Origin of the sequence: Cupriavidus consociatus (assembly GCF_017814975.1) — a bacterium.
In the GTDB taxonomy this organism is placed as follows: domain Bacteria; phylum Pseudomonadota; class Gammaproteobacteria; order Burkholderiales; family Burkholderiaceae; genus Cupriavidus; species Cupriavidus consociatus.
In genome coordinates, this window is record NZ_JAGIQA010000001.1 from 330,228 (window position 1) to 356,194 (window position 25,967).

Consider the following 25,967-nt stretch of genomic DNA (forward strand, 5'->3'; position numbering starts at 1 on the left):
ACGGAGCGACACGACCATGATCCGACTTCTTTCCGGCGACCTGCCGCGCAGCCGCGTGCTGACGGTGATCCTGGTGCTGATCCTGCTGGCACTGGCGTGCGCGCCGTTTGCCTTCCCCGGCGCGCGGGCGCTGAACATGGCGGCCAAGATCTGCATCTTCGTGGTGCTGGTAGCCAGCTATGACCTGCTGCTCGGCTACACCGGCATTGTCTCGTTCGCGCACACCATGTTCTTCGGTATCGGCGGCTATGGCGTGGCCATTGCCATGTCGCGGATGGAGCCGGGCTGGGGCGCGCTCGCCGTGGGCGCCGTGGGCGCGCTGGCGGTCTCGGCGCTGCTGGCGTTCCTGATCGGCCTGTTCTCGCTGCGCGTGCGCGCGATCTTCTTCGCGATGATCACGCTGGCGGTGGCGACTGCCTTCGCCACGCTGGTTTCGCAGTTGTCGGAATGGACCGGCGGCGAGGACGGGCTGACCTTCAAGGTGCCCGAAGTGCTGCGCCCGGGCTTTGCGATCGGCGACGCCGAACTGCTGGGCGTGCCGCTGACAGGCAAGCTGCTGAGCTACTACCTGGTGTTCGCCGGCGCGCTGGTGCTGTTCCTGGCGCTGCTGCGCGTTGTCAATTCCCCGTTCGGCCGCGTGCTGCAGGCGATCCGGGAGAACGACTTCCGCGCCGAGGCCATCGGCTACCGTACCGTGGTCTACCGCACGGTGTCGACGGTGTTGTCTGCGATGTTCGCCACGCTGGCCGGGGTGCTGATGGCGGTGTGGCTGCGGTATAACGGTCCGGATACGTCGCTGTCGTTCGAGATCATGGTCGACATCCTGCTGATCGTGGTGATCGGCGGCATGGGCACGATCTACGGCGCGGTGATCGGCACGGTGCTGTTCCTGGTGGCGCAGACCTACCTGCAGGACGTGATGAAGCTGGCCAGCGACGCCTCCGCGGCGCTGCCGCTGCTGTCGTCGCTGCTGCATCCGGACCGCTGGCTGCTGTGGCTGGGGCTGCTCTTTGTCCTGAGCGTCTACTATTTCCCGCAGGGCGTGGTGGGGCGGCTGCGCGGCAATCGTGCCGTGCAGGACGTGGCAACCTGAGCGGAGGCCCGCGCAATGTACGTGATCGACTGGCTGCACAAGAACGCGCAGCACACTCCAGACAAGGTCGCGCTGGTGGACGTGGAAAGCGGCCGCCGGGTGACCTATCGCCAGTTCGACGAACGCGCCAGCCGCTTCGCCGAATACCTTGCCGAAGGCCTGCAACTGGCACCAGGCACGCGCGTCGCCGTGCTGGCGCACAACAGCTCCGACTATTTCGAGATGCTGTACGGCTGCGCCAAGGCCGGCATGGTGATGGTGTGCCTGAACTGGCGCCTTCCCGCAGCCGAGCTGCTGCCGATCCTGCAGGACTGCACGCCCGACGTGCTGGTCGCCGGCGACGGCTTCCTGGCCGTGGCCGCCGAGCTGGCGCGCACCGTGCCGCTGCGCGCGGTCCTGCATCTTGCCGACGACGAGGCGGCCGATGTACCCGGTGGCTGGACCGAATATGAAGCCGTGCTCGACGCCGCTTCGGGCCGCATCGTCGAGATGCCGTGCCGCGACGAGTCCGAGCTCTGGCACCTGCTGTACACCTCCGGCACCACGGGCAAGCCCAAGGGCGTGATCCAGACTTATGGCATGGTGTTCTTCAATGCCGTCAACGCCATGCTGGCCAACAAGATCACGCGCGACGACGTGTTCCTGAACGTGCTGCCGTTCTTCCATACCGGCGGCCTGAACCTGTATGCCAACCCGGTGCTGCATGCCGGCGGCACGGTGCACATCATGCGGCAGTTCGAGCCGCAGGTCGTGCTGGACCGGCTCGACCGCAACTCGGGCGAGGGCATCACCATGTTCTTCGCGGTGCCAGCGGTCTACCTGTTCCTGAGCCAGCATGCCGGCTTCGCGCAAGCGGACTTCTCCGGCGTGCGCAACATGTCGGCGGGCGGCTCGCCGGTGCCAGGGCCGCTGCTGGAAGCCTACCTGGCCAAGGGCGTGACCATCTGCTTCGGCTTCGGCATGACCGAAACCGGTCCCACGGTCTTTGTCTGCGACGAAGACACCGCGCGCCGCAAGATCGGCACCATCGGCAAGCCGGTGGGGTCGATGCTGACCCGCATCGTCGACCCGCTGGGCCATGACGTGGCGCCCGGCGAGCGCGGCGAACTGCTGATCAGGGGGCCGGGTGTCACCCCCGGCTACTGGAACCTGCCCGAGGCGACCGCCAACGCGATCCGCGACGGCTGGCTGCATTCCGGCGATATCGCCTGGCGCGACGAAGACGGCGACTACTACATCGTCGACCGCGCCAAGGACATGTACATCTCCGGGGGCGAGAACGTCTATCCCGCCGAAGTCGAAAACGTGCTGTTCCAGCTTGCGGGCGTGGCCGAGGCCGCCGTGATCGGCACGCCGGACGAACGCTGGGGCGAGACCGGCATGGCGCTGGTGGTGCTGCGCGCTGGCGCCACGCTGGATGCAGCGCAGGTCGTCGCCCATTGCAAGGCGCAGCTCGCCGGCTACAAGGTGCCGCGCCATGTGCGCTTTGTCGACGCCTTGCCGCGCACGCCATCGGGCAAGGTAGAGAAGCACAAGCTGCGCGCCAGGTTTGCCGGCTGACGCGCCACGCCCCGCCATACGCATTTCCTGCACTCCGGCATTTCCTGCACTCCCGCATTCCCAGCAGTCTTGCAGTCCCGCTGTCCGCAGTCTCCGCTGTTCTTCATTGACGTACGTCTCTACCGCCCCGACACGGGCGACAGAAGGAGGGTGACATGCATTCCGAGCAGTTTCCGCCGCTGCAACAAGGCCACCTGCGCCGCACGGCGTGCGCCATTGCGGCTGCGATGCTGGCCGCTGCCTGCGGCTCAGGCGATGGCAACAATGGCAACGGCAATAACCCCAACACCAAGCCTGCATACATCGGTACGGTCACCATCAACAGCTACAACGGCACCAGCGACGACCTGCTGACCGCGGGGCTGGGCAAGGACGGACTCGCCAGCGCCACCGCGCCGGTGCCGGCCAATGCCACCGCCCCGACGGCGGCGGAACTGCGGCGCTATGCGATCTACGCCAACTACCGCGCCATCGTCGATACCACCGCGGCGGGCGGCTATGGCTCGCTGTACGGCCCCAACGTGGACGCACAGGGCAATGTCACAGGGTCGGAAGGCAAGGTCGCGGGCGTCGAATACCTCGCGTATTCGGACGACGGCACGGGCCAGCAGAACGTGACCATGCTGGTGCAGATCCCGGCTGGCTTCGATACCACCAGGCCATGCGTGATCACCGCCACGTCGTCGGGTTCGCGCGGCGTCTACGGGGCCATTGCCAGCGGTGAGTGGGGCCTGAAGCGCGGCTGCGCGGTCGCCTATACCGACAAGGGCACCGGTGCCGCGCCGCACGACCTGGATACCGATACCGTGCCGCTGATCGACGGTACCCGGGCCACGCGCGCCGCCGCCGGCAAGAATGCGCAGTTCGCCGCGCCCGCCGGCGCCACGTCGCTGGCGGACTTCACCGCCGCCAGCCCGCACCGGCTCGCGTTCAAGCACGCGCATTCGCAGCGCAATCCGGAGAAGGACTGGGGCAAGTTCACGTTGCAGGCGGTGGAGTTCGCGATCTGGGCGATCAATGACCGCTTCGGCGCGGTGTCCGCCAACGGCATGCGCCAGCGCAGCATGGACAAGGGCAAGATCCTGGTGATTGCGTCGAGCGTGTCGAACGGGGGCGGCGCCGCGGTGGCCGCGGCCGAGCAGGATGCCGACGGGTTGATCGATGGCGTAGCCGTGGGCGAGCCCAACCTCAACATGCCACCGGATACGGGTGTGGTGGTGCAGCGCGGCGGCATGCAGGTGCCGTCTTCTGGCCGCACCCTGTATGACTACACCAGCACCGCCAACCTGCTGCAGCACTGTGCCGCGCGCACCACCGCGCTGACACAGTCCCCGTCCTACGACAACCCGACCATGGCGCCATTCTTCGCTGCGCGCTGCACCACGCTGGCGGAAAAGGGTCTGGTCACCGGCAGCAATACCAGCGAGCAAAGCGTGAGCGCGCTGCAGGCGCTGCATGAAGCGGGCTGGGAGTCCGAATCCGATGACCTGCATCCGTCGCTGGCTGCATTGGACACGGCTGCCGCGATTGCCGTGACCTATGCCAACGCCTACGCGCAGGCCAGCGTGACCGACAAACTGTGCGGCTACAGCTTCGCCAATACGCTGACCGACCTGAAGCCCGCCGCGATCGCCCCCGCAGCGCTGGCGTCCATGTTCGCGACCGGCAACGGCGTTCCGCCGCAGCCGCCGTCGGTGCAGCTGATCAACGACCTCGACCCGACGCACGGCCCGTACCTGAACCTGTTTTCCGTGTCGGCATCCAACGGCCGTACCGATCTCAACTACGATGGCGCCGATTGCCTGCGCAAGCTGCTGGCCGGGACCGATGCCGCAGCGCGCGCCTTGCAGGCGGGCCAGGCGCTGACGCTGCGCAACGGCAACCTGCGCGGCAAGCCGGCGGTGATCGTGCATGGCCGCAGCGACGGCCTGCTGCCGGTGAACCATACCTCGCGCCCGTACCTGGGGCTGAACCGCCAGAAGGAGGGCGTGACCAGCAAGCTGTCGTACATCGAGGTGGAGAATGCCCAGCATTTCGATGCCTTGATCGGGATGGTGCCGGGCTACAGCAACCGCTACGTGCCGCTCCATGTCTACCTGAACCGCGCACTCGATGCCGTCTATGACAACCTGACCACCGGCAAGGCACTGCCGCCATCGCAGGTGGTGCGCACCACGCCGCGCGGTGGCACGTTCAACTCGCCGGCGCCCACGCTGCTGCCGTCCAATGTCCCGCCGATCGCCGCCACGCCCGCGCCGGGCAATGCGATTACCGTCAACGCTTCGACCGTAGAGGTGCCCAACTGATGACCGACGCCATGCCGCGCGTGCTGACGCAACGCGATTTCGACCGCTTCGCCGCATTGTCCTGCGACGACAACCCGATCCACTGCGATCCGGCCTTTGCCCGCGGCACGCACTTCGGTGCCACGGTGGCGCACGGCATGTTCCTGTTTTCGCTGCTGTGCGCCCATACGTGGCGCGAGCTAGCCGCGCCCGCGCTGCCGGTGGCGCAGACGCTGATGTTCCCGACGCCGGCCTTCGTCGGCGACGCCGTGGCGTTTGCGCTGGTCCCGCAGCTACAGGCGGGGCTGGCTGGTTTCGGCACCACGGCCAGCGCGGGCATCCCCGGCGCGGCGCCGCGCGTCGCGGCCGCGGGCGAATCGTCGTGGCTGGCCGAGGCAGCACCGGGCCGGCTGCCATCGTGGCCGGGCGTGCAGGCGGAGGCCGCGGGCGATCCGGCGCTGTACGGCCTGCGCCCCGGGCAATCGGCCAGCGCCACGCGCGCCTTCACCGCGGCCGATATCGGCGAGTACGTCGCCCTGACCGGCGATGCCAATCCGTACCACGCCGACGCCGCCTTTGCCCGCGCGCACGGGTTCGGCGAGGCGGCGGTGCCGCTGCCGCTGCTGGCTGGCATGTTCTCGGACCTGCTCGGCACGCGCCTGCCGGGGCGCGGCACTGGCTGGATGAAGCAATCGCTGCGCCTGGCCTCGGCAGCGCGGCTGGATGAGCCGCTGACGGCGCAGGTGCGCATCGTGCGGCTGCGCGCCGGCAAGGACCTGGTCAACCTGGCGAGCGTGGTCACCGGCGAGGATGGCCGCGTGGTCGTGCAGGGCGAGTCGCTCGTGCTGGTGCGCAACCTGGCGGACAAGGGCAGCGAGAGCCGCGCGGCATAGCAGGTTCATGGCGGATTTGCCTATTGTCTGGCGTATCGTTTGCTGCACTCGCCGCCGTGCGGCCGCGGCCTTGAAATGTCGCGAGCAAGCCTTATCTTTCGGATATCCAGTGTCCGGCAGGGCATCCAGGCAACCGGCGGTGAAGTCCGGAGCCAGCGCCCCCCGCATCAGGACACGACCTATCCGAGAGAGGGAATTCTATGCGTCTTGACAAGCTGACCACCCGGTTCCAGGAAGCGCTGGCAGAAGCGCAAAGCCTGGCCCTGGCCAACGACAACCAATACATCGACCCGCAGCACGTGCTGCGCGCGCTGCTGTCGCAGGACGACGGCGCCGCCCGCGCGCTGCTGGCGCGCGCCGGCGTCAACGTGCAGGGCCTGCAGGCGGCGCTGGACGCCGCCATCAAGCGCTTGCCGCAAGTGCAGGGCACCAACGAGGTCCAGATCGGCCGCGACCTGGTGAACCTGCTCAACGCCACCGAGAAAGAAGCACTCAGGCGCGGCGACCAGTTCATCGCCAGCGAGCTGTTCCTGCTTGCCGTGTCCGACGACAAGGGTGACGCCGGGCGCATCGCGCGCGAGAACGGCCTGAACCGCAAGTCGCTGGAAGCGGCCATCCAGGCTGTGCGCGGCGGCGAGTCCGTGAACAGCGCCGAGGCGGAGGGCCAGCGCGAGGCGCTGAAGAAGTACACCATCGACCTGACCGAGCGCGCTCGCATCGGCAAGCTCGATCCCGTGATCGGCCGCGACGACGAGATCCGCCGCGCGATCCAGATCCTGCAGCGCCGCACCAAGAACAACCCGGTGCTGATCGGCGAACCCGGCGTGGGCAAGACCGCCATCGTGGAAGGGCTGGCGCAGCGCATCGTCAACGGCGAAGTGCCCGAGAGCCTGAAGAACAAGCGCGTGCTGGTGCTCGACATGGCCGGCCTGCTGGCCGGCGCCAAGTACCGCGGCGAGTTCGAGGAACGCCTGAAGGCCGTGCTGAACGATGTCGCCAAGGACGAAGGACAGACCATCGTCTTCATCGACGAAATCCACACCATGGTCGGCGCGGGCAAGGCCGAGGGCGCGATCGACGCGGGCAACATGCTCAAGCCGGCACTGGCGCGCGGCGAGCTGCACTGCATCGGCGCGACCACGCTGGACGAATACCGCAAGTACATCGAGAAGGATGCCGCGCTGGAGCGCCGCTTCCAGAAGGTGCTGGTCGACGAGCCCACCGTGGAAGCGACCATCGCCATCCTGCGCGGGCTGCAGGAGAAGTATGAGCTGCACCACGGCGTCGAGATCACCGATCCGGCCATCGTCGCCGCGGCGGAACTGTCGCATCGCTATATCACCGACCGTTTTCTGCCGGACAAGGCGATCGACCTGATCGACGAAGCCGCCGCGCGCATCAAGATGGAAATCGACTCCAAGCCGGAGGCGATGGACAAGCTCGAGCGCCGCACCATCCAGCTCAAGATCGAGCGCGAAGCGGTCAAGAAAGAGACCGACGAGGCCTCGCTCAAGCGCCTGGACCTGATCGAGCAGGAGATCGCGCGCCTGGAAAAGGAATACGCCGACCTGGACGAGATCTGGAAGGCCGAGAAGGGCGCCGCGCAGGGCACGGCCGCGCTGAAGGAAGAGATCGAGAAGGTCAAGCTGGAGATCTCCAGGCTGCAGCGCGAAGGCAAGCTCGACAAGGTGGCCGAACTGCAGTACGGCAAGCTCCCGGGCCTGGAAGGCAAGCTCAAGGCCGCGACCGACGCCGAAGCCAGCGAGCAGAAACAGCCTAACAAGCTGCTGCGCACCCAGGTGGGCGCGGAGGAAATCGCCGAGGTGGTGAGCCGCGCGACGGGCATCCCGGTGTCGAAGATGATGCAGGGCGAGCGCGAGAAGCTGCTGAAGATGGAAGAACGCCTGCACAACCGCGTGGTGGGCCAGGACGAAGCCGTGCGGCTGGTGTCCGATGCCATCCGACGTTCGCGTGCCGGGCTGGCGGACGAGAACAAGCCCTATGGCTCGTTCCTGTTCCTGGGCCCGACCGGTGTCGGCAAGACCGAGCTGTGCAAGGCGCTGGCCGAGTTCATGTTCGATTCGGAAGAGCACCTGATCCGCATCGACATGAGCGAATTCATGGAGAAGCACAGCGTCAGCCGCCTGATCGGCGCGCCGCCGGGATACGTGGGCTACGAGGAAGGTGGCTACCTGACCGAGGCCGTGCGCCGCAAGCCGTACAGCGTGGTGCTGCTCGACGAAGTCGAGAAGGCCCACCCGGACGTCTTCAACGTGCTGCTGCAGGTGCTGGACGACGGCCGCCTGACCGATGGCCAGGGCCGCACGGTGGACTTCAAGAACACGGTGATCGTGATGACGTCCAACCTGGGTTCGCAGATCATCCAGTCGATGGCCGGCGAGCCGCAGGAAGCGATCAAGGGCGCGGTCTGGCAGGAAGTGCGCACGCATTTCCGGCCGGAGTTCCTGAACCGGATCGATGAAGTGGTGGTGTTCCACGCGCTCGACCAGAAGAATATCGAGTCGATCGCGCGCATCCAGCTGCAACGCCTGCAGGCCCGCCTGGCCCGCATGGACATGACGCTGGAGGTCAGCGACCATGCGCTGGAGAAGATCGCCAGCGCCGGCTACGACCCGGTGTTCGGGGCGCGTCCGCTCAAGCGGGCGATCCAGCAGCAGATCGAGAACCCGGTGGCGCGCGCCATCCTGGAAGGCAAGTTCGCGGCAAAGGATGTGGTGCCGGTGGACTATGTGGATGGGGCGTTCACATTCGGACAGGCAGTGCAGTAAGCCCGGTTCCGAGCCGCCGGTGTCGCAGGCAGGCCCTTGCGGATTCCCGCAAGGGCCTTTTTTCGTGGCGCGCCGTTTATGCCGCACCGTCCTCGACATGTAAGGGAGTGCCGCGCCGTGCAATATTTTCACGGCGATACCCTGCTCCGCGAAGCCAGCCGCCGTGCTGCATGCGGATCTCCTAGTGGCACGCTTTTCGCGTTGCAAAAGGGTTGAGTTTCCTTACAAAGCGCTGCGCCACCACGCAGCCTGTCCCCACAGGAGCCAATCCATGACCGACAAGCCTTTCCTCACCGACGTCAAGACCCTGCGCGAGCGCGCTCGCCAGCATATCGAAGAGGGTGCGGTGACCTCCGGTTACACGGCCGACCGCGAGGCCGTGCTGAAGCTGCTCAACGACGCGCTGGCGACCGAGATCGTCTGCGTGCTGCGCTATCGCCGCCACTATTTCATGGCCCAGGGCCCGAACTCGAAGAGCGTCGCCGAAGAATTCCTGGCCCACTCCAATGAAGAGCAGGGCCATGCCGACCAGATCGCCGAACGCATCGTCCAGCTTGGCGGCGAGCCCGACTTCGCGCCGGACGGCCTCACCAGCCGCTCGCATGCCGAATATGTCCCGGGCAACAGCCTGACCGAGATGATCAGGGAAGACCTGGTGGCCGAGCGCATCGCGATCGACAGTTATCGCGAGATCATCAAGTTCCTGGGCGAGCGTGACCCGACTTCGCGCCGCATGATGGAAGAGATCCTGGCGGTGGAAGAGGAACACGCCGACGAGATGGCGGACCTGCTGGCGCGCCAGGGCGGCTGAAGCACTGCGCGGCGGCGATTTGCTGCGGGTTGTTCCCGACTTGACCGCGATCAAATCGGACCCCGCGGCGAGCCGATACCATTTGCCTTGTCATGGAGATGCGGGGGCGCTCTTCATGACTTGTCTACCCGTTTCCGGAATGGAAACTTCGCCCGCACCGGCTAGCCGGTGCGGGCGTTTTCTTTTATGCGTGCCGCTTGCGCCACCTCATGCCACCTGGCGCCCCGCCGTCCCCTTATGTCGGCATGCCGATATTCCCGTCCGATCTTATGCAAAAAACAGTAAAGGATCGGCGAAACCATTCGTTCCGTTCAGAAAGCCCCCTCGGTAGTCTTGCCCCTGACACAAGCCCGCCCCGGACAGCGGCAAAGCAACCAGAGGCGCATGGCGCCCATTCACGACAGACGGGAGCAACACGAATGATCCGCAAACTGGCCATCGGCCTGGCAGTCCTGGGCGCCCTGGGCGCGGCGCAGGCCGCTTCGGCGACCAACCTGCTCAACGTTTCCTACGACCCGACGCGCGAACTGTACGTCGACGTCAACGCTGCCTTCGCCAAGGCCTGGAAGGCGCAGGGCGGCGATGCCGTGACCGTGCGCCAGTCGCATGGCGGATCCGGCAAGCAGGCCCGTTCGGTGATCGACGGGCTGGACGCTGACGTGGTGACGCTGGCGCTGGGCTACGACGTCGACGCCATCGCCGAGAAGGGCCTGATCAAGCCGGACTGGCAAAAGCGCCTGCCGCACAACGCCGCGCCGTACACCTCGACCATCGTGTTCCTGGTGCGCAAGGGCAATCCCAAGGGCATCAAGGACTGGGGCGACCTGGTCAAGCCTGGCGTGCAGGTGATCACGCCGAACCCGAAAACCTCGGGCGGCGCGCGCTGGAATTACCTGGCCGCGTGGGGCTATGCGCTGCGCCAGCCGGGCGGCAATGAGACCAGGGCGCGCGAGTTCGTCGGCGAACTGCTCAAGCACGTGCCGGTGCTGGATTCCGGCGCGCGCGGCGCCACCACCACGTTCGTCGAGCGTGGCCTGGGCGACGTGCTGCTGGCCTGGGAAAACGAAGCCATCCTGGCCATCAAGGAACTGGGTCCGGACAAGTTCGAGATCGTCGCGCCGTCGATCTCGATCCTGGCCGAGCCGCCGGTCGCCGTGGTCGACAAGGTGGTCGACAAGAAGGGCACGCGCAAGGCCGCCGAAGCCTACCTGCAGTTCCTGTACACCGATGAAGGCCAGGAGATCGCCGCGAAGAACTACTACCGCCCGATTTCGCAGAAGGTGGCGGCCAAGTACGCGGCCAACTTCCCCAAGGTCAAGCTGTTCACCATCGATGAAGTGTTCGGCGGCTGGCAGAAGGCCCAGAAGACCCACTTCGCCGATGGCGGCTCGTTCGATCAGGTTTATCAACCCGGCAAGAAATAATCCATGAGGCCGGCGGGCCGGGCCGCGTGGGGCGGCCCGGCACCGAGCCGGCCCAACAGAAGAAGGAAGCCCCGATGTCCATCCTGACGCTCTCCGGCAGCCCGTCGGTCCAGTCCCGCTCCGGCCTTGTGCTGGCGCACCTGCGCACCGCGCTGGAGGCTGCCGGCGAACGCACCCGCCACCTGGACCTGCGCGACCTGCCGGCGGGTCCGTTGCTGGCGGCACGCGTGGACGACGACGCCATTGCCGCCGCCACCCGCGCGGTGGCCGAGGCCCAGGTGGTGGTGCTGGCCACGCCGGTCTACAAGGCCGCCTACAGCGGCCTGCTCAAGGCCTTCCTGGACCTGCTGCCGCAAGCTGGCCTGCGCGACAAGATCGTGCTGCCGATCGCCACCGGCGGCAGCCTCGCCCATGCGCTGGCGATCGACTATGCGCTGCGCCCGGTGCTGGCCGCGCTGGGCTCGCGCCAGATCCTGCCCGGTATCTTCGCCGTGGACCAGCAGATCGAAACCTCCGCCTCCTCTGATTCCGGCGGCGTGCGCCAGGCGCGCTTCGACGCCGCGCTGTCCGCCCGCCTCGACGAAGGCCTGCTGCGCGTGCGCGACGCACTGGCCCATGCCCGCATCGAGGTCCCGCTCGACGCGCTCGACGTTGTGCCCGGCGCCTTCGTGCAGCGCGCCGCCGCTGCCGCCGTGGTGGCGCAGCGATGTACCGCGTGATCTGAATTCCTGATGCATTGGCGCCGGCCAGCCCGGCGCCGCGGCAGCAACGCCGACAGCCATGCCACCGGCAACCCGGGCAGGCAGGGCGGCTTGTTGCCCGCGTTTCGACGCAGTCCGACTTCAGAACATACGCCGGCTCCCTGTGCCGGCCACGGAGGATATCGCATGACCACCACCATCAAGCCGGCCGGCTCGCTGCGCCGCCGTTTGTATATCGCCGCGCTGGTCGCCGCCACTGGCCTGGCCTATGGCCTGCTGCCGGGCCGGGCCGAAGCGCAATCGAAGAACATCGACGCCAGGGTGCTGCGCATCGGCTACCAGAAGTACGGCACGCTGACGCTGCTGAAGGCGCGCGGCACGCTGGAAAAGCGGCTGGCGCCGCAAGGCATCACCGTCAAATGGACCGAATTCCCGGCCGGTCCGCAGCTGCTGGAAGGCCTCAATGTCGGCGCCGTCGACTTCGGCACCGTGGGCGAGGCCCCGCCGATCTTCGCGCAGGCCGCCGGCGCGCAGCTGGTCTATGTCGGCAACGAGCCGCCGGCGCCGACCGCCGAGGCCATCGTCGTGCCCAAGGGCTCGGCGCTGCGTTCGGTGGCCGAGCTGCGCGGCAAGCGGGTGGCCTTCAACAAGGGCTCGAACGTGCATTACCTGCTGGTGCGCCTGCTGGAGAAGGCCGGCCTGCAGTACGGCGATATCCAGCCGGTGTACCTGCCGCCCGCCGATGCGCGCGCCGCCTTCGAGCGCGGCTCGGTCGATGCCTGGGTGATCTGGGACCCGTTCCTTGCCGCCGCCGAGAAGCAACTGGGCGCGCGCGTGCTGGCCGATGGCCGTGGCGCCGATGGCAAGAACGTGGTCAGCAACCACCAGTTCTACCTGGCGTCGCGTCCCTACGCACAGGCGAAGCCCGAGATCGTGCGCCTGATCCTCGATGAACTTGCCACGCTGGGCACCTGGGCCGAAAAGAACCCGAAGGACGCCACCGCCGTGCTGACAGGCGAAGTCGGCCTGCCTGCCGACGTGCTGGAACTGGCTGTCTCGCGCTTCTCTTACGGCGCGCGCCCGGTCAGCGCCGGCGTGCTGGCTGAACAGCAGCGCATCGCCGATGCCTTCCACGCGCTCAAGCTGATCCCCAGGCCGGTCAAGGTGGCCGATGCGCGCTGGGACGTGCCGCAACAGCAGGCCGCAACGGCAGGCGCTGCGCTGACGCAGCGCTGATGCAGCGCTGATGCGCCGCCAAGGCATCGCACAACAACAAGGACCACGACATGCACGTATTCTGGTTTATCCCGACCCACGGCGACAGCCGCTACCTCGGCACCTCAGAGGGTGCGCGCGAAGTCAGTTTCGACTACATGAAGCAGGTCGCCGTGGCCGCCGACACGCTCGGCTACGAGGGGGTGCTGATCCCCACCGGCCGTTCGTGCGAAGACCCGTGGGTGGCGGCGTCGGCGCTGTCGGCCGTGACGCAGCGCCTGAAATTCCTGGTCGCGGTGCGCCCGGGCCTGATGGCGCCGACGCTGGCCGCGCGGATGGCGGCAACCTTCGACCGGCTCTCCAATGGCCGGCTGCTGATCAACCTCGTCACCGGCGGCGATTCCGCCGAGCTGGAGGGCGACGGCCTGTTCCTCGACCACGGCGAGCGCTACGAGGCCTCGGCCGAATTCCTGCGCATCTGGCGCGACGTGCTGGCGGCCAGCCATGACAGCGGCCAGATCGACTACCAGGGCAAGCACCTTGGCGTGAAGGGCGCGCGCGTCCTCTATCCGCCGCTGCAGCAGCCGCATCCACCGGTGTACTTCGGCGGCTCGTCGGCGCCGGCGCATGCGCTGGCGGGCGAGCAGGTCGATACCTACCTGACTTGGGGCGAGCCGCCGGCCGACGTGGCGCGGAAGCTGGACGATGTTCGCCGTCACGCCGCGAAGCACGGCCGCACGGTGAGGTTCGGCATCCGCCTGCACGTGATCGTGCGCGAGACCGATGCCGCCGCGTGGGCCGCCGCCGAAGACCTGATCAGCCGCCTCGACGACGCGACCGTGGCGCGCGCGCAGGCCGTGTTCGCCAGGATGGATTCGGAAGGGCAGCGCCGCATGGCCGCACTGCATGCCGGCGCTGGCCGCCGCTCGCGCCGCACGCGCGAGGCGCTGGAAATCAGTCCCAACCTGTGGGCCGGCGTCGGCCTGGTGCGCGGCGGCGCGGGCACTGCGCTGGTGGGGGATCCGCACACCGTTGCCGAGCGCATGCGCGAGTACGCAGAACTCGGCATCGACACTTTCGTGCTGTCCGGCTACCCGCACCTGGAAGAAGCCTACCGCTTTGCCGAACTGGTGTTCCCGCTGCTGCCGCGCTCGGTGCGAGAGAAGCTGCCGGGCAAGGTGCTGTCGGGCCCGTTCGGCGAAGTCATGGCGACGGGCCTCGTGCCGCGCGCCGCGCAAAGCTGAGGGAGGGCGGCATGAGCGCTCCGCATCTCCCGCCGCCGCGCCGGCATTGCGCCGCGCTGGCGCGCGCCGTGGCACCGTGGATCGTGCCCGCGCTGCTGATCGTGGCGTGGCAGGCGGCTTCGCAGAACGGCTGGCTGTCGAACCGCGTGCTGCCGGCCCCGCTGGCCGTGTTGCAGGCCGCCTGGGAGCTGGCCGGTTCGGGCGAGTTGTGGAAGCACGTGGGCGTCAGCACCTGGCGCGCGCTGGCCGGGTTTGCCATCGGCGGCGGACTGGGCCTGCTGCTGGGGCTGCTCACCGGCACGTTCCGCAGCGCGGCCACGCTGCTCGACAGCACGCTGCAGATGGTGCGCAACATCCCGCCGCTGGCGCTGATTCCGCTGGTGATCCTGTGGTTCGGCATCGACGAATCCGCCAAGCTGTTCCTGGTGGCGCTGGGGGTGTTTTTCCCGGTGTACCTGAACACGTATCACGGCATCCGCTCGGTCGACAACGGCCTGGTGGAAATGGCGCGCAGCTACGGGCTCTCTGGCTGGCAGCTGTACCGTGAAGTGATCCTGCCCGGCGCATTGCCCGGGATCCTGGTGGGCGTGCGTTTTTCGCTCGGGCTGATGTGGGTGATCCTGATCGTCGCGGAGACCATCTCCGCGCAATCCGGCATTGGCTACATGACCATGAACGCGCGCGAATTCCTGCAAACCGACGTGGTGCTGGTGGGCATCCTGCTCTATGCGCTGCTGGGCAAGCTGGCCGACCTGCTGTCGCGCGGTCTGGAGCGCTACTGGCTGCGCTGGCACCCGGGCTACGCGGCCGCCTGAACCACGCAATGCCGCGCGTTCGGCAAGGAGATCGACATGCAGATGTATCCGGTGGAACAGGCCGCGCTGGCCGAACTGGAAGCGGGCCTGGCGCGCCGCGAGACAGTCAGATACGAGGCGGCACCGCACCGCACTGGCGGCGTCGCGTTGCGCTTGCGCCAGGTGGTCAAGCGCTATGACGGCCGCGAGGTGCTGCACGATGTGGCGCTCGACGTGGCGCCGGGAGAGTTTGTCGCCATCGTCGGGCGCAGCGGCTGCGGCAAGAGCACGCTGCTGCGGCTGGTGGCGGGGCTGGAAGGCGCCGACGGCGGCAGCATTGCCATCGACGGCGACACGCAGGCGCAGGGCAAGTGCAGCCGCATGCGCGGCGCCGACGTGCGTGTGATGTTCCAGGACGCGCGCCTGCTGCCGTGGAAGCGTGTGCTGGACAACGTGGCGCTGGGCCTGCCGCGCGCACGCCGCGGCGAAGCGGCCGGGGTGCTGGCGCAGGTGGGCCTGGCCGATCGCGCGCAGGCGTGGCCCGCCCGGTTGTCCGGCGGGCAGCGTCAGCGCGTGGCGCTGGCCCGTGCGCTGGTGCATCAACCGCAGCTGTTGCTGCTCGATGAACCGCTCGGCGCGCTCGACGCCCTGACGCGCATCGAGATGCAGGGATTGATCGAAGGCCTGTGGCGGCGGCTTGGCTTCACGGCGCTGCTGGTGACGCATGACGTCTCCGAGGCCGTGGCACTGGCCGACCGCATCGTGCTGATCGAGGATGGCCACATCGCCATGGACGAGCGCGTGGCGCTGGCGCGGCCGCGCGAACGCGGCGCCGCCGGCTTCGCGCAACTGGAAGCAAAGGTGCTGCAGCGGGTGATGCGGCAAGCGTCGGCGCCTTCTTCGCCCCGCGATGCGTGCACAAAGCGCCGTGCGCAGCGCATCGGCGACGGCGTACGCATCGACAGGCCGGAATCTTGGTTCGCCGCCGCCCGCTGAACTCCTATCATGAGCAGGCAGGCGCGCGCTGTGACAGCGCGCCGTTGCCTTCCACAACCCGACCATGGGACCCGACGCGGTCCGGTCAACCGAAGGAAACCGCCATGCCAGGCGTGCATGAACCCGCCAGCGCAGCCAATCCGCTGCAACGCTACCTGGAATCGCTGCCGCGCCAGCCGCTGGCCGACCGGCAACTGTGGCGCGACGCGCGCGGGCAGGTGCAGGGACAGTTCTTCAATTGCTCGCTGACCAGTGCCTTCGAGCCCCTGGTGACGCTGGCCGACCGCCAGGTCGTGGCGCACGAAGGCTCCATCCATACCTATGCCGACGATGGCGTGGGCCTGGCGGCGTGGAAGCTGTTCGCGATGGCCGCCGACGACACCACGCTGGTGTCGCTGGACCGCCTGTCGCGGCTGCTGCACGCGATCAATTACTTTGCCGCCGACGGCGCGCACAAGCTGGTGCTGAACGTGCACAACCGGCTGCTGGCCGCGGTCGCCGACGACCACGGCGCCGCGTTCCGGCGCGCACTGCAGTCGCTGGAGTTGCCGCTGGAGCGCTTCGTGATCCAGGTGCCGGCCAGCGCCAACGATGACCTGCCGCTGCTGCTGCACGTGGTCGGCAATTACCGCCGCAATGGCTTCGCGGTCAGCCTGCAAGCGTCGGACCCGGCCGAGGCGGGCGCGCTGATGGCGCATGCGTTGCCGGACTGGCTCAAGCTCGACATGCGCCGCACCTGGACCGATCGCCAGCTGTCGGGGCTGCGCGCCAGCGCCGCCAATGCCGGCGTCACGCTGATCGGGCGGCGGCTGCAGAACGCCGAAAGCGTGGAGCGGCTGCAGGCGGCAGGCATCGGCCTGGGGCAGGGCGCTTTCGCCGGCGCGGTGGTCAGCACGGCCGCGCTGCGGGCACAAGCGGCGGCCACGGGCGCGCCAGCGGCACACGAACTCAGCAAGGAGCCGGTATGACGCAAGTGATCGGATCATCGGCAGGGCCACTGCCGGCGGCGCACGGCGCGCGCCTGGAAATCCCGCGGCACCTGCAGGTGCTGACCCTGCCGGGCCTGCATGGCAGCGGCCCGGGGCACTGGCAGAGCCGCTGGGAGCAGCGCTTCCCGGACTGGCAGCGCGTCGAGCAGCATGACTGGTCGCGCCCGAGCCTGCCGCTGTGGGCCGAGCGCGTTTCGGAAGGCGTGATGCGGGCGCAGCGCGTGGCCTCGCGTGGCGCGCTGCTGGTGGCGCACAGCTTCGGCTGCCTGGCGGCACTGCGGCAGGCGTCACTGGACCCGGCCGGCATCGCCGGCGCGCTGCTGGTGGCGCCGGCTGACCCCGACAAATTTGGCGTGGCCAGCCTGCTGCCGACCTACCGCCTGCCGTTCCCGACCATCCTGGTGGCCAGCCGCAACGATCCATGGATGCCGCAGCGCACCGCCTTCAGCTGGGGCACGCTGTGGGGCAGCGAACTGGTCGATGCCGGTAACCTGGCGCATATCAATGCCGATTCCGGCCTGGGCGACTGGGCTGATGGCCTGGCCCTGCTGGGCACGCTGGTGCAACGCATCGCGGATGCAAGTGAAGCGGGTGTCACTGAAGTGGCGTCCACGCCATGGGAAGCCGGCCTGGAAGTGTCTCCCGGGGCTCCATATATCTAAACCGTCTAAGAAAATTCAGAAAGATTCGTTCTGTTTATAAAGGCGGATCTGCAAAATCTGTCTCGTAAGCCGGTGCAATATGCGCCGGCGTCACAAGGAGCCGGCGTCCGAAGCCGGCCTCCACAAACGAGACGGACATGCCACCCTCCCTATCCCTGGCGGATTCCCCAACGCCGGGCGCCCCCGATGTGCCGACCTCGCGTGCGCCACGCAGCCCCGCCAGGCAGCGCTTTACCGTGCTGCCCGGCTTTGGCCTGTCGCTGGGCTTCACGCTGTTCTACCTGACGCTGATTGTCCTGGTCCCGCTGTCGGCGACGTTCCTGAAGACGTTCACGATGACATGGGACGCGTTCTGGACGTCGATCACGGCGCCGCGCGTGGTGGCGTCGCTACAGCTGAGCTTCGGTGCGTCGCTGATCGCTGCCATCGTCAATTCGGTGTTCGGACTGATCGTCGCCTGGGTGCTGGTGCGCTACCGCTTCCCGGGCAAGCGCCTGATCGATGCGCTGGTCGACCTGCCGTTCGCGCTGCCCACCGCGGTGGCCGGCATCGCCCTGACCGCGCTGTTCGCCGGCAACGGCTGGATCGGCCGCTACCTTGAACCGCTTGGCATCAAGGTCGCATTCACGCCGCTGGGCGTGGTGGTGGCGCTGACCTTTATCGGCCTGCCGTTCGTGGTGCGCACGGTGCAGCCGGTGCTCGAAGACGTGGAGCAGGAACTGGAAGAGGCCGCTGCCAGCCTGGGCGCCAACCGGTTGCAGACCTTCCTGCGCGTGATCCTGCCGGCGATCCTGCCGGCGCTGCTGACGGGTTTCGCGCTGTCCTTCGCGCGCGCCACCGGCGAGTACGGCTCGGTGGTGTTTATCTCCGGCAACATGCCGATGGTGTCGGAGATCGCGCCGCTGATGATCTATTCCAAGCTGGAGCAATACGACTATGCCGGAGCGACCGCGGTCGCGGTGGTGATGCTCGTGATCTCGTTCGCGCTGCTGCTCCTGATCAACCTGCTGCAGGCCTGGACGCGCCGACACCAGTCGGGTGCGCGCGCCGCGCTGGCACCCGAAGCGCCCGCGACGGGCAAGGAGTCCTGACATGGCGGGCGCAGTCTCGGGACGCCTGGGCGCGCAGCGCCAGGACCGGGCCCATCACAAGTTCGACGCCACCGGCGAGGCGCCATGGGTGCGCTACACGCTGATCACGCTGGCGGTGCTGTTCCTCACGCTGTTCCTGTTCGTGCCGTTGGCTTCGGTCTTCTATGAAGCGCTGCGCAAGGGCGTGCAGACCTACTGGGAAGCACTGGTCGAGCCCGACGCGCTGGCAGCGATCCAGCTCACGCTGACGGTGGCGGCGATCGCGGTGCCGCTGAACGTGGTGTTCGGCGTGGCGGCGGCATGGGCCATCGCCAAGTTCGAGTTCCGCGGCAAGAACCTGCTGATCACGCTGATCGACCTGCCGTTCTCGGTGTCGCCGGTGATCTCTGGGCTGGTCTACGTGCTGCTGTTCGGCGCGCAGGGATGGTTCGGCCCGTGGCTGGAGGCGCATGACATCAAGATCATGTTCGCGGTGCCGGGCATCGTGCTGGCGACGATCTTCGTCACCTTCCCCTTCGTCGCGCGCGAGCTGATCCCGCTGATGCAGGCGCAGGGCAGCGAAGAGGAAGAGGCGGCGATCGTGCTGGGTGCCTCGGGCTGGCAGACCTTCCGCCATATCACGCTGCCCAATATCCGGTGGGGCCTGCTGTACGGGGTGATCCTGTGCAACGCGCGGGCGATGGGCGAGTTCGGCGCGGTGTCAGTGGTGTCGGGCCATATCCGCGGGCTGACCAACACCATGCCGCTGCACGTAGAGATTCTCTACAACGAGTACAACTTCGCGGCGGCCTTCGCGGTGGCCTCGCTGCTGACGCTGCTGGCGCTGGTCACTCTCGGCATCAAGACGCTGGTGGAATGGCGCGCACGCAAAGAGACGGAAGAGGCCGTGATCGAGCGGCCGGTTGGTACAGCAGGGACAGCAGGAACGGCAGGAACAGTTCGCACAGCGGGAACCCCCCTGCAAGCATCGGTGTAAGGAAACGGCATCATGAGCATCCAGGTCAAGAACGTAGAGAAGCGCTTTGGCGATTTCGTCGCGCTGGACAATGTCTCGCTCGATTTCGACGAAGGCGAGCTGACCGCGCTGCTGGGGCCGTCCGGTTGCGGCAAGACCACGCTGCTGCGCATCATCGCCGGCCTGGAGCGCGCCGACGCGGGCCAGATCGTGCTGGCCGGGCGCGACGCCTCGGACCAGCATGTGCGCCAGCGCCAGGTGGGCTTCGTGTTCCAGCACTATGCGCTGTTCAAGCATATGAGCGTGTTCGAGAACGTGGCCTTCGGCCTGCGCGTGAAGCCGCGTGCCGAACGCCCGAGCGAAGCGCAGATCCGCGAAAAGGTGCATTCGCTGCTCGACCTGGTGCAGCTCGACTGGCTGGCCGACCGCTACCCGTCGCAGTTGTCTGGCGGCCAGCGCCAGCGTATCGCGCTGGCGCGCGCGCTGGCGGTGGAGCCGCGCGTGCTGCTGCTCGACGAGCCCTTCGGCGCGCTCGACGCCAAGGTGCGCAAGGAACTGCGCCGCTGGCTGCGCCGCCTGCACGATGAACTGCATGTGACCAGCGTGTTCGTCACGCACGACCAGGAAGAAGCGCTGGAAGTGGCTGACCAGGTGGTGCTGATGAACCGCGGCCACGTCGAGCAGTACGGCTCGCCCGAGGCGGTCTATAACCATCCGGCCACGCCGTTCGTGTTCGGCTTCCTCGGCAACGTGAACCTGTTCCACGGCCGGCTGGAAGTGGGCGAGAGCGGCGGCCTGCTGCATACCGGCGAAGCGGTGCTGCCGGTGGTCGGCAGCGGGCATGAAACCGCAGGCGATGCGGTTGCCTATGTCCGCCCGCACGACCTGGACCTGGAGCGCTATTCGCCCGGCGCCGACGGCATCGCCGTGACGCTGCGCCGCGCGCTGACGCTGGGCCCGGTGGCCCAGCTGGAACTCGAGCGTGAAGACAACCAGGACGTGATCGAAGTGGCGCTGCCGCTCGAGCGCTTCCGCCACGCGGGCTTCCGCGAGGGCGAGCTGCTCGCCGTGCGCCCGCGCCAGCTGCGCGTCTTTACGCAAGCCAACGGCACTTCACCCATCAAAAAACAAGAGGCCGCACGATGAACTTCCAGCAACTCCGATCGATCCGCGAGGCGGTGCGCCGCCAGTTCAACCTGACCGAGGTCGCCAACGCGCTCTATACCTCGCAGCCGGGCGTGTCGCGCCAGATCCGCGAGCTGGAAGAGGAACTGGGCGTGGAGATCTTCGAGCGCTACGGCAAGCGGCTGACCGGGCTGACCGAACCCGGCCGCGAGATCGTGCGCATCGTCGAACGCCTGCTGCTTGAAGCCGAAAACCTGCGCCAGGCCGGCGACGAGTTTGCCGGCCGCCATACCGGGCGGCTGACCGTGGCCACCACCCACACGCAGGCCCGCTACGCGCTGCCGCGCGTGGTGCAGGCCTTCCGCCGCGAGTATCCGCACGTGACCCTCGCGCTGCAGGAGGCGTCGCCCACGCATATCGTCGAGCTGCTGCTGACGGGGCAGGCCGATATCGGCATTGCCACCGAAGCGCTGGCGACCGAGGCCGGGCTGACCTCGTTCGAGGCCTACAGCTGGCAGCACGTGCTGGTGGTTTCGCCCGACCATCCGCTGACGCGCCTGCCCGAGCCGACCCTCGAGGACGTGGCCGGCTTCCAGCTCATCACCTACGACGCCGGCTTCACCGGCCGCCGCAAGATCGACACGGCGTTTGCCGAGGCCGGGCTGCAGCCGGAGATCGTGCTGACCGCGCTCGACGCCGACGTGATCAAGACCTACGCCGAGCTCGAGCTGGGCGTAGGCATCATCGCTTCGATGGCGTACGACGAGCGCAAGGACTCGGGCCTTGTCCGCATCAATGCCGACCACCTGTTCGCGCCCAATACCACCAGCGTGGCCGTGCGCCGCGGCGCTTACCTGCGCGGCTATGCGCACGAGTTCATCAACATGTTCGCGCCGCACCTGTCGCGCGATACCGTCAGCAGCGCGCTGTCGGAGCAGGACCGGCAGGCGCTGGCGGCCTGAGCGCCACCCGTATCGTCTCGGCGCCGGGGCTCGCCTGGCGCCGGATGGCGCATGCGGCACCCCGACGCCATGGGCACTGGCCGTCTGCCCCCGCACGGTGCCGTTCGCGCCCCGTTTCCACCGTTCGTCGCAACAGGCTTTCTTCGCGCCCGGGTGAAGGGTAAAGTCCCTGCACGTGCTGCGCATTGCCTTCCGCTCCAGGATTGAATTTGCGCAGCGCTTTCCCGCAGTGCAACAGATATTGCGCGCGGCTGCCCCTCCGCCCCCAGCCGGGCAGGAAGGTGGGCAGGAAACAGGGCAAGGGAGAGAGACGATCATGCGTGAAGAACCGCTGCTGCGCTGGCAGTGGCGCGGCTATGGCCGCAACCACCAGCATCCCCGCAACCTGCTGCTGCATATCGTGGCCGTGCCGATGTTCATGGCGGGCACGGTGCTGGGCGTCTACGGCATCTTGCGGCTGAGCCTGCCCGCGGTGGCGCTGGGGCTGGTGTGCATGGGCATGTCGCTGGCGCTGCAGGGGCGCGGGCACCGGCTGGAGGCCAACGCGCCGGAGCCGTTTGCCGGGCCGGCGGACATCGCCGGACGTATCTTCGCCGAGCAATGGATCACCTTCCCGCGCTATGTGGTGTCAGGGCGATGGTGGCGTGCGCTGACCGGTAAGTGTGGCACGCGCGTCACCTCGGGAGATTGCGCCGAGACCAGCCAACGCTAACATACCGCCATGAACCGCTGCATCTCCACCGTCGCCACCGCGCCTCCGTCGCGGCTTACCATCCTCGGCCGCGACCTGCTGTTCGTGCTTTGCATGAACACGGTCATTGCCGTCAGCCTCAACTACGGTTTCCAGACCGGCGGCACGCTCTGGCACAACTTCGTCTACAGCCAGCTGATCGGCCTGTCGATCTGGCTGCTGATCGATATCCCCCGCGTCGGCATCTGGTGGAACGACCGGCCGCGGCGCTGGCCCTTCCTGCTGCTGGCCGCCGCCGCGGTACCGACCGGCGTGGTGATCGGCGGCTGGGCCACGCGCGTCGCGCTCGACCTGCCGCCCAAGTCAGTGGCCGAAACCGGCGACATGCTGCGCATGTGCCTGGTGGTGGGCATGCTGGCATCGGCCTCGATGATCTACTTCTACTGGTCGCGCGAGAAGCTCGCCTACCTGGAGCGCCAGGCCGCGCTCGACGCGCTGCAGCGCGAGGAAGCCGAAAAGCAGCTGGTACGTGCGCAGCTGATGGCGCTGCAGGCGCAGATCGAGCCGCACTTCCTGTTCAACTCGCTGGCCAACCTCGATGGCCTGATCGCCACCGACCCGCCCGCCGCGCGCCAGTTGCTGCAGCGCCTGATCGGCTTCCTGCGCATGTCGCTGGCCCACACCCGCGCCGAGCAATGCACGCTGCGGCAGGAATTCGAACTGCTGCGCAGCTACCTGGATATTCAGGGCATGCGCTTCGGCCAGCGGCTGTCCTATGACGTCGACCTGCCGCGCGAGCTGGCCAAGGTCGAAATTCCGCCGATGCTGATCCAGCCGCTGGTGGAAAACGCGGTGACGCACGGTATCGAGCCGTGCATGTTCGGCGGCCATATCCGCCTGTCGGCGCGCGCCGCCGGCGACGATGCGGTGCAGGTGATCATTGCCGATACCGGCGTGGGCTTCGGCCATGCATCGGGCAAGGGCTCGGGGCTGGGCATCACCCATGTGCGCGAGCGGCTGGCACGGATCTTCGGAGCCGCCGCCAGCATGCAGATGGAAGAGAACACGCCGCGCGGCGTGGTGGTGCGGCTGACGCTGCCGCTGGTACGCCCGGTCGAGGCGCCGACCCTGACGCAGACGGTCACGGTGCCGGAGAGCATGCCGGTGCCGGCGCCGGCCATCCAGCGGACCTGAACACGCTGCTGGCGATCGCCATGCGCGAAGACAACGAGGGCCGCTGCGTAGGGCGGCGCCCCCGGCATCGCCCCAAGTTTCTTTACTGCCCCCAACCTCGCCTCCAACCCGCCCCAACTCGCCCCACAACTCGCCCCCATGACCCCGACCCTTCTGATCGCCGACGACGAAGCGCTGCTCGCGCGCGTGCTGGAATCCGAACTGAAGTCGCTGTGGCCCGAGGCCCGTATCGTCTCGGTCGTGCACGACGGCATGGCCGCGCTGGCTGCCGCGCGCGAACACCAGCCGCGCGTGGTGTTCCTGGATATCCGCATGCCGGGCATGAGCGGCATGGACGTGGCGCGCGAGCTGATCGAGTTTGATATCCCGCCGCTGGTGGTCTTTGTTACCGCCTATGACCAGTTTGCGCTGGAGGCCTTCGAGCGCGCCGCGGTCGACTACGTGCTCAAGCCGGTGCAACGCGAGCGGCTGGAGGCGACCGTGTGCCGCCTCAAGGAACGCCTGCAGGTGATGGCGGACGCGGAGGACGGCCAGGCAGACGACGAGGCGGATGACAGCGCCGGGGAGGAGGCCGCCGTGCTCGACACCGACCGCCTGGGGCAGCTGCTGGCGCGGCTCGAATTACTCGAGCATGCCACGCCCGCCGGCGCGCAGCGCCAGTACCTGCGCTTCATCAAGGCGCTGGTCGGGCAGGAGGTCCGCATCATCCCGGTCGACGAGGTGATCTACCTGGAAGCCACCGACAAGTACGTCAACGTGGTCTCCAGCGCCGGCGAGGCGCTGATCCGCACCAGCCTGCGCGAACTGACCCAGCAACTGGATCCGGAGCGTTTCTGGCAGGTCCACCGCGGCACGGTGGTCAACATCGACTGCGTCGCCAGCGCGGTCAACCAGTCTCTGGGGCGGCTCTCGCTGCGGCTGCGCGACCGGCCCGAGCTGCTGCCGGTGGCGCGCCAGTACGCGCATCTGTTCAAGCAGATGTAGGCCTTTGCGGCAAGCGGCGCAGCCGCCACCCGGCTGCAGGGTGGCGCGGTTTTCCTCTATGATGCGGGCTTCGGCCCGCATTTTTGCTGGCCGGCCGCATCGCCCCGCCGCAGCCCGCTACCGCAACTTTCGCCCGTGCCATGTCCATCGCCGCCATCGATCCCGCCCGCAATCCGCTTCGCCATGATGCGCAGGTGATCGGGCTGGTCGGCCTGGCGCATGGGGTCTCGCACTTCTATCACTTGCTGCTGGCGCCGCTGTTCCCGTGGATCAAGACCGAGTTCGGGCTGAGCTATGCCGAGCTGGGCCTGCTGATGACGGTGTTCTTCGCCGTGTCGGCGGTGGTGCAGACCGCTTCGGGCTTCGTGGTGGACCGCGTCGGCGCGCGGCCGGTGCTGTTTGCCGGGCTGGCCTTCCTGGGCAGCGCGGCGCTGCTGCTGTCGGCCAGCAACGGCTATGCCGCGCTGCTGGCTGGCGCGGCGGTGGCGGGGCTCGGCAACGGCGTGTTCCATCCGGCCGACTTTACGCTGCTGAACAAGCATGTGTCGCAGCCCCGGCTGGGCCATGCCTTCTCGGTGCACGGCATTTCCGGCAACCTGGGCTGGGCGGCGGCGCCACTGTTCCTGGTCACCATCGCCAACCTGGCCAGCTGGCGCGTGGCACTGGCGGCGGCCTCGGTCGTGGCGTTCGCGGTGCTGGCCGTGCTGGTGGTGCTGCGCCACGTGCTGGACCCGCGCGAGCTGCGCGGCGCCGCGGGCCGGCCCGCCACCAAGGCCGCCGGCGGCAGCCTGCTCGGCTTCCTGCTGCTGCCGCAGGTGTGGGTGTGCTGGGCGTTCTTTTTGCTGACCACGTTTTCCGCAGCGGGCATCCAGAGCTTTGCGCCGACCGCGCTGACCTACCTGTACGGCATGCCGTTCACGCTGGCCACGGCTTCATACACCATTTACATGCTGTGCAGTGCAGGCGGCATGGTTGTCGGCGGCTTTGCAGCCAGCCGCACCAGCAACCATGACCGGCTCATCGCCATCAGCTTTACCGTCTCCGGCCTGATTGCCATCCTGGTCGGTTTGAACCTGTTCCCGGCGATGCTGGTGCCGGTGCTGATGGGGGTGATCGGGTTTGGCGCCGGCACCGCCGGCCCGTCGCGCGACCTGCTGGTGCGTGCCGCCGCGCCCGCCGGCGCCACCGGCCGTGTCTATGGCGTGGTCTATTCCGGCCTCGACATCGGGCTGGCCTGCGGGCCGCTGTTCTTTGGCGCGCTGATGGACGCGCGGCTGCCGGCCTGGGTGTTCTTCATGATCGGCGGCTTCCAGCTGATCTCGATCTTTACCGCGGTGACGGTGGGCAACGGCAACCGCTCGCGCCGCGGTGCCGCGGCGCCGGCAGCCTGAACCCCGCCGGCACGGTAGCCGGCCAGCGTTGCCTGGCTTCTTTGCATGCCTTCTGCGCCTGCCTTCTGCGCCTGCCTTCTGCGCGTCCTGCAATTGTTCCAGCCTGCCTCGAGGATTG

General features: G+C 67.9%; 22 protein-coding genes. All 22 read left to right on the forward strand.

Annotation, left to right across the window (positions count from 1 at the left end):
* Positions 1-16 precede the first annotated feature (16 nt).
* The gene (locus J8I82_RS01480) at positions 17-1,093 is read left to right on the forward strand and encodes a branched-chain amino acid ABC transporter permease (RefSeq protein WP_209753984.1); all 1,077 of its coding nucleotides are present in this window, start codon (positions 17-19) and stop codon (positions 1,091-1,093) included.
* Between the two features lie 15 nt (positions 1,094-1,108).
* On the forward strand, positions 1,109-2,653 hold the full coding sequence (locus tag J8I82_RS01485) for an acyl-CoA synthetase (protein ID WP_209753986.1): 1,545 nt from the start codon (positions 1,109-1,111) through the stop codon (positions 2,651-2,653).
* A gap of 155 nt (positions 2,654-2,808) precedes the next feature.
* Positions 2,809-4,959, forward strand: coding sequence for a D-(-)-3-hydroxybutyrate oligomer hydrolase (locus J8I82_RS01490; protein WP_209753988.1), 2,151 nt, complete (start codon positions 2,809-2,811; stop codon positions 4,957-4,959).
* Positions 4,959-5,831: a MaoC/PaaZ C-terminal domain-containing protein gene (locus J8I82_RS01495; RefSeq protein WP_209753990.1), complete on the forward strand. Its 873-nt coding sequence runs from the start codon at positions 4,959-4,961 to the stop codon at positions 5,829-5,831. Before J8I82_RS01490 ends, J8I82_RS01495 begins: the two co-directional genes overlap by 1 nt.
* Before the next feature lie 200 nt (positions 5,832-6,031).
* On the forward strand, positions 6,032-8,620 hold the full coding sequence (clpB, locus tag J8I82_RS01500) for an ATP-dependent chaperone ClpB (protein ID WP_209753992.1): 2,589 nt from the start codon (positions 6,032-6,034) through the stop codon (positions 8,618-8,620).
* Positions 8,621-8,891: 271 nt separating this feature from the next.
* Complete coding sequence (locus J8I82_RS01505; RefSeq protein WP_209753994.1) at positions 8,892-9,431, forward strand: ferritin-like domain-containing protein; 540 nt, start codon at positions 8,892-8,894, stop codon at positions 9,429-9,431.
* A 419-nt stretch (positions 9,432-9,850) separates the two neighbouring features.
* The gene (locus tag J8I82_RS01510) at positions 9,851-10,855 is read left to right on the forward strand and encodes a sulfate ABC transporter substrate-binding protein (protein WP_209753996.1); all 1,005 of its coding nucleotides are present in this window, start codon (positions 9,851-9,853) and stop codon (positions 10,853-10,855) included.
* A gap of 74 nt (positions 10,856-10,929) precedes the next feature.
* A complete protein-coding gene (ssuE, locus tag J8I82_RS01515; protein WP_209753998.1) occupies positions 10,930-11,574 on the forward strand; it encodes an NADPH-dependent FMN reductase in 645 nt (214 codons plus the stop codon).
* Positions 11,575-11,742: 168 nt separating this feature from the next.
* Positions 11,743-12,792, forward strand: a complete 1,050-nt coding sequence (locus J8I82_RS01520) for a sulfonate ABC transporter substrate-binding protein (RefSeq protein WP_209754000.1) — start codon at positions 11,743-11,745, stop codon at positions 12,790-12,792.
* A gap of 50 nt (positions 12,793-12,842) precedes the next feature.
* On the forward strand, positions 12,843-14,015 hold the full coding sequence (ssuD, locus tag J8I82_RS01525; RefSeq protein ID WP_209754002.1) for an FMNH2-dependent alkanesulfonate monooxygenase: 1,173 nt from the start codon (positions 12,843-12,845) through the stop codon (positions 14,013-14,015).
* Positions 14,016-14,026: 11 nt separating this feature from the next.
* On the forward strand, positions 14,027-14,830 hold the full coding sequence (gene ssuC, locus J8I82_RS01530; protein WP_209754004.1) for an aliphatic sulfonate ABC transporter permease SsuC: 804 nt from the start codon (positions 14,027-14,029) through the stop codon (positions 14,828-14,830).
* 36 nt (positions 14,831-14,866) lie between these two features.
* A complete protein-coding gene (locus tag J8I82_RS01535; protein ID WP_209754006.1) occupies positions 14,867-15,805 on the forward strand; it encodes an ATP-binding cassette domain-containing protein in 939 nt (312 codons plus the stop codon).
* Between the two features lie 104 nt (positions 15,806-15,909).
* Positions 15,910-16,773 (forward strand): EAL domain-containing protein, encoded by an 864-nt coding sequence (locus tag J8I82_RS01540; RefSeq protein WP_209754008.1) that lies wholly within the window; start codon positions 15,910-15,912, stop codon positions 16,771-16,773.
* Positions 16,770-17,456, forward strand: coding sequence for an RBBP9/YdeN family alpha/beta hydrolase (locus tag J8I82_RS01545; RefSeq protein WP_209754010.1), 687 nt, complete (start codon positions 16,770-16,772; stop codon positions 17,454-17,456). The genes J8I82_RS01540 and J8I82_RS01545 overlap by 4 nt, the downstream gene beginning before the upstream one ends.
* 137 nt (positions 17,457-17,593) lie before the next feature.
* Positions 17,594-18,547, forward strand: a complete 954-nt coding sequence (gene cysT / locus J8I82_RS01550; protein ID WP_209754012.1) for a sulfate ABC transporter permease subunit CysT — start codon at positions 17,594-17,596, stop codon at positions 18,545-18,547.
* A gap of 1 nt (position 18,548) precedes the next feature.
* The gene (gene cysW, locus J8I82_RS01555) at positions 18,549-19,523 is read left to right on the forward strand and encodes a sulfate ABC transporter permease subunit CysW (protein ID WP_245179293.1); all 975 of its coding nucleotides are present in this window, start codon (positions 18,549-18,551) and stop codon (positions 19,521-19,523) included.
* A gap of 12 nt (positions 19,524-19,535) precedes the next feature.
* A complete protein-coding gene (locus J8I82_RS01560) occupies positions 19,536-20,648 on the forward strand; it encodes a sulfate/molybdate ABC transporter ATP-binding protein (RefSeq protein ID WP_209754014.1) in 1,113 nt (370 codons plus the stop codon).
* On the forward strand, positions 20,645-21,589 hold the full coding sequence (locus J8I82_RS01565) for a CysB family HTH-type transcriptional regulator (RefSeq protein WP_209754016.1): 945 nt from the start codon (positions 20,645-20,647) through the stop codon (positions 21,587-21,589). The genes J8I82_RS01560 and J8I82_RS01565 overlap by 4 nt, the downstream gene beginning before the upstream one ends.
* A gap of 316 nt (positions 21,590-21,905) precedes the next feature.
* Positions 21,906-22,301, forward strand: coding sequence for a DUF962 domain-containing protein (locus J8I82_RS01570; protein ID WP_209754018.1), 396 nt, complete (start codon positions 21,906-21,908; stop codon positions 22,299-22,301).
* Positions 22,302-22,310: 9 nt separating this feature from the next.
* On the forward strand, positions 22,311-23,474 hold the full coding sequence (locus J8I82_RS01575; protein WP_209754020.1) for a sensor histidine kinase: 1,164 nt from the start codon (positions 22,311-22,313) through the stop codon (positions 23,472-23,474).
* Positions 23,475-23,612: 138 nt separating this feature from the next.
* Positions 23,613-24,458 (forward strand): LytR/AlgR family response regulator transcription factor, encoded by an 846-nt coding sequence (locus J8I82_RS01580; protein WP_209754022.1) that lies wholly within the window; start codon positions 23,613-23,615, stop codon positions 24,456-24,458.
* Between the two features lie 140 nt (positions 24,459-24,598).
* Entirely contained in the window at positions 24,599-25,849 is a 1,251-nt protein-coding gene (locus J8I82_RS01585) for an MFS transporter (protein ID WP_209754024.1), read from the forward strand.
* Positions 25,850-25,967 lie beyond the last annotated feature (118 nt).